The 4110-nt window shown below is 47.2% G+C and carries 4 protein-coding genes; all 4 read right to left on the bottom strand.

Features of this window, described 5'->3' with window-relative positions; all coding sequences use genetic code 11:
• Positions 1 to 372: 372 nt before the first annotated feature.
• The 4 genes from rfbD to rfbA are packed head-to-tail and all read right to left on the bottom strand — an operon-like array spanning position 373 to position 3806.
• The gene (rfbD, locus tag EGT51_RS12625; RefSeq protein WP_135369013.1) at positions 373 to 1218 is read right to left on the bottom strand and encodes a dTDP-4-dehydrorhamnose reductase; all 846 of its coding nucleotides are present in this window, start codon (positions 1216 to 1218) and stop codon (positions 373 to 375) included.
• Between the two features lie 60 nt (positions 1219 to 1278).
• The gene (gene rfbB / locus EGT51_RS12620; protein ID WP_135369012.1) at positions 1279 to 2322 is read right to left on the bottom strand and encodes a dTDP-glucose 4,6-dehydratase; all 1044 of its coding nucleotides are present in this window, start codon (positions 2320 to 2322) and stop codon (positions 1279 to 1281) included.
• Between the two features lie 15 nt (positions 2323 to 2337).
• On the bottom strand, positions 2338 to 2919 hold the full coding sequence (gene rfbC, locus EGT51_RS12615) for a dTDP-4-dehydrorhamnose 3,5-epimerase (protein WP_135369011.1): 582 nt from the start codon (positions 2917 to 2919) through the stop codon (positions 2338 to 2340).
• A gap of 17 nt (positions 2920 to 2936) precedes the next feature.
• The gene (gene rfbA, locus EGT51_RS12610) at positions 2937 to 3806 is read right to left on the bottom strand and encodes a glucose-1-phosphate thymidylyltransferase RfbA (RefSeq protein ID WP_135369010.1); all 870 of its coding nucleotides are present in this window, start codon (positions 3804 to 3806) and stop codon (positions 2937 to 2939) included.
• Positions 3807 to 4110: the final 304 nt, after the last annotated feature.

Below are 4110 nucleotides of genomic sequence, written 5' to 3'. Positions count from 1 at the left end.
TCATGGGGAAAGCCTCCTATGTCCTATGAAGTGAGTGTGGTTGCTAACTATCATAAGGGAGAGGCTTTCCCTTTTCAATTGCTTATTTTTCTATTTACACATAATTATTTAAACACTCCCGCTATTTGTAACTACAGTTAATCAGATAAAATGGTCAGCTTAAAATTGACTAGGCGAGTGTGAAAAGCACCTGCCTTTTTTCGTAAGGACGTGATTACGTATTGACAGATAAACTTAACCAACACTTCAATCCAAATCTTTCGGTTAATGACATTATATCATTCGCGGAACGTAGGTTCGAGATAATCTAAAAAAGAAAACGGTAATTCATCACATCCCTAATGGAACATGTTTCCTTACCGATTCTTAAAGTTATTCTCCGATCACCGTTAGGAACTTTGCCAGCGCTTCCTGCCAGCTAATAATCTCAAAGCCGGTTTTCTCAGCCTTACTCAAGCTCATAATCGAATGCCGTGGCCGGTAAGCCTTCTGCGGGTATGCCTCAGATGGCACTGGTGCCACCTCAACATCCTGATCCTTCAAAATTTCCTTGGCAAATTCATACCAGGAACAGCTATTCTCGTTAGAGAGCTGATAGGTCCCAAATGGTTCCTCATGGTCGACCAGGTAGGTCATGAATTCCGCTAAGGTCCGCGTCCAGGTTGGTCGGCCAAATTGATCATCAACCACCGTCAGCTTGTCATGGTCCTTAGCCAACCGCAACATGGTGTAGACAAAGTTCTTACCGTACTTTCCAAAGACCCAGGACGTCCGGATGATGTAGTAGTCATCCGTCTTCTCCTTGACGGCCCGCTCACCAGCCAGTTTAGCCTTACCATACTCATTCTTTGGGTTCGTCGGATCATCAACTTGGTACTCGTCCGAGTTGGTACCATCAAACACATAGTCGGTGCTGATGTAGACTAGCTTGGCTCCGACCCGCTTAGCTGCGGCGGCAACGTTGCGCGTGCCGTCCTCGTTGACCCGCCAGTTGACCTGCTTGCCTTCATCTTCGGCCTTGTCGACCGCCGTGTAGGCTGCACAGTGATAAACTACCGCAGGCTTTAAGGCGTCGAACTTCGCGTCAACAGCCTGCTGGTCAGTAATATCCATATATTTAGCATCAAAGGCATCATAGGCAACGCCACGTTCATCCAGCAGGTTCCGCAATTCGGTGCCCAACTGACCATTAGCACCAGTGATTAAAATCTTCGTCATGATTATTCCCTCCAAAAAAGCCAGGCAACCATCAGCTGCCTGGTTAAATCAACTACCTAATTATTGACCGTTCTTGGCATACTTTGCTTCAACTGCGGCCTTCTCGTCCTTCCACCAATCTTCATGCGTGGTGTACCAATCAATAGTGTGCTGGAGGCCGGTCTTAAAGTCGGTATATTCCGGCTCCCAACCGAGCTCGGTCCGCAGCTTAGTAGCGTCAATAGCATAACGCAGGTCATGACCAGGACGATCCTTGACGTGGTCGTAAGCATCCTTGGGCTGACCCATCAGCTCCAGGATCAGCTCTAGAACTTCCTTGTTGTTATTCTCGCCGTTGGCTCCAATCAGGTAGGTCTCCCCGATCTTTCCCTTGGTCAGGATGTCCCAAACCGCGCGGGAGTGGTCATTGGTGTGGATCCAGTCACGGACGTTCTTACCAGAACCATAGAGCTTCGGCCGGATACCGCTCAGGATGTTGGTAATCTGCCGTGGGATAAACTTCTCGATGTGTTGGTATGGGCCATAGTTGTTCGAGCAGTTGGAAATCGTCGCCCGCAGGCCAAAGGAACGGACCCAAGCGCGGACAAGCAGGTCAGAACTGGCCTTGGATGAGGAGTATGGACTGGACGGCCGGTATGGGGAGTCGGGCGTAAACTTCTCGCCCTTGCCTTCACCGTGGCCCGGCAAATCTTCGCGCAGTGGCAGGTCACCGTAAACCTCATCGGTGGAGATGTGGTGGTAACGGACGTCGTACTTCCGGCAAGCCTGAATCAGGGTGAAGGTCCCTTCGATGTTGGTCTTGATAAACGGCATTGGGTCGATTAGGGAGTTGTCGTTGTGACTCTCGGCAGCGTAGTGAACTACAGCGTCAGCCTGGCTGACCAGCTTGTCAACCAGGTCCTTGTCACAGATATCACCAACAACCAGCTCAACCTTGTCTTTCGGCAGGCCAGCGATGTTAACTGGATTACCAGCGTAGGTTAGCTTATCCAAGACGGTGATGTGTTCAACCTCGGGGTGGTTGTTAACCAGGTAATGAACGAAGTTGGAACCGATAAAACCGCAACCACCGGTTACAATAATGTTTTTGAATGCTTTCTTCATGCTAATGCCACTCCTTTAGATTTCACCATAGACAAATGGATTGTTCTTCTCAAATTCCGTAAAGGTTGGCTGTGCGGCGTCCTTTTCGGAAGTGATGGCCTTATCGAATTCAATTGACCAGTCAATACCTAATTCTGGTGTCTTAAAGGAGAAGCCACCATCGGCTTCAGCATTGTAGTAATTATCAACCTTGTAGAGGAAGTTGACGTTATCAGTCAGAGTCAGGAAACCGTGAGCAAAGCCACGAGGAACCAGGAGCTGACGGTGGTTGCTGGCAGAGAGAATGTAACCTTCCCACTGCTTGTACGTAGGTGAACCCTTGCGAACATCAACAATCACATCAAGAACGGCCCCAGTAACGACCCGGATCAACTTCGTCTGAGCAGCCTTCCCACGTTGGAAGTGGAGTCCCCGCAGAACCCCGGCCCGACTGGACAGGGATTGATTGTCCTGAACGAAGTTGAAGTCAATCCCGGCTTCCTTAAAATCACAATCGGAGTATGTTTCCTCAAAGAACCCCCGGTTATCACCAAAGACCTTTGGGGTAATAATCTTAACATCCTGTAGTTTCGTATTCTTTATCGTTAATTGTCCCATTATTTTTTTGCACTCCCTTAATTCTGCTTTGCTAACCGCAACAAGTATTGACCATAGTCGTTCTTCTTGAGCGGCTGAGCCAATTCGACCAGCTTATCCTTATCAATGTAACCCATCCGGTAAGCAATCTCCTCCAGAGAAGCCACCTTGAGGTTCTGCCGATGCTCAATCGTCGCAATGAAGTTGCTGGCTTCCAGCATTGAGTCGTGGGTCCCGGTGTCCAACCAAGCATAGCCACGACCCATCAACTTAACGTCAAGCTTACCTTGCCGGAGATATTCCTTGTTGACATCAGTAATCTCTAACTCGCCCCGTGCGGACGGCTTAATGTGCTTGGCAATGTCAACCACGTTGTTATCGTAGAAGTAGAGGCCAGTGACCGCATAATTACTCTTCGGGTGAGCAGGCTTTTCTTCAATTGATAAGGCGTGCATTTGATCGTCAAAGTCGACAACCCCAAAACGCTCCGGATCATTAACGTGATAACCAAAGACAGTCGACCCATCAGTCTTTTTGGCGGCATCCTGAACCAGCTGTGACAGGCCGGCACCATAGTAAATATTGTCACCGAGAATCAATGCTACTGAGTCATCCCCGATAAAGTCCTCACCCAGGATAAATGCTTCCGCTAAGCCGTTTGGATGTTCTTGAACCTTGTAGGAGAAGTTCAAACCTAAGTCAGAACCATCACCTAACAGTTCTTTAAACAGTGGCATATACTCCGGCGTTGAAATAATGAGGATGTCTTTAATTCCCGCCAACATTAAGGTTGATAGTGGGTAGTAGATCATCGGCTTGTCATAGACCGGAATCAATTGCTTTGAAATTCCCCGGGTGATTGGGTACAAACGGGTACCTGATCCACCAGCTAAAATTATTCCTTTCATAATTAAAAAATCCTCCTTAAACATTTAAATTCAAAATTATTTTATCATAATGATGAAAACATATAGTTATAATAAATCACTCAAACAGCATAATTATGCCACTATGACTAGTATAACGCCCAGATGATTGTAGTACCATGTTATATAATTACTGGACTGTAAAGACGCTGTAAGACGACTACAAGAGGGAGTGTCAAATTTTTTGTGTAAATGGAAGTCCTCTCCCATTAGCTAGCTTCTAATACATGGATTCTAACGTATCTTGAATTTGCTTGAAACCTCGATGCGTTCGCTCAAAATTTTG

This window comes from Levilactobacillus suantsaiihabitans (assembly GCF_004745505.1).
In the GTDB taxonomy this organism is placed as follows: domain Bacteria; phylum Bacillota; class Bacilli; order Lactobacillales; family Lactobacillaceae; genus Levilactobacillus; species Levilactobacillus suantsaiihabitans.
The sequence above is the reverse complement of the archived record's forward strand: the minus strand, read 5'-3'. Positions and strand labels throughout refer to the sequence as shown.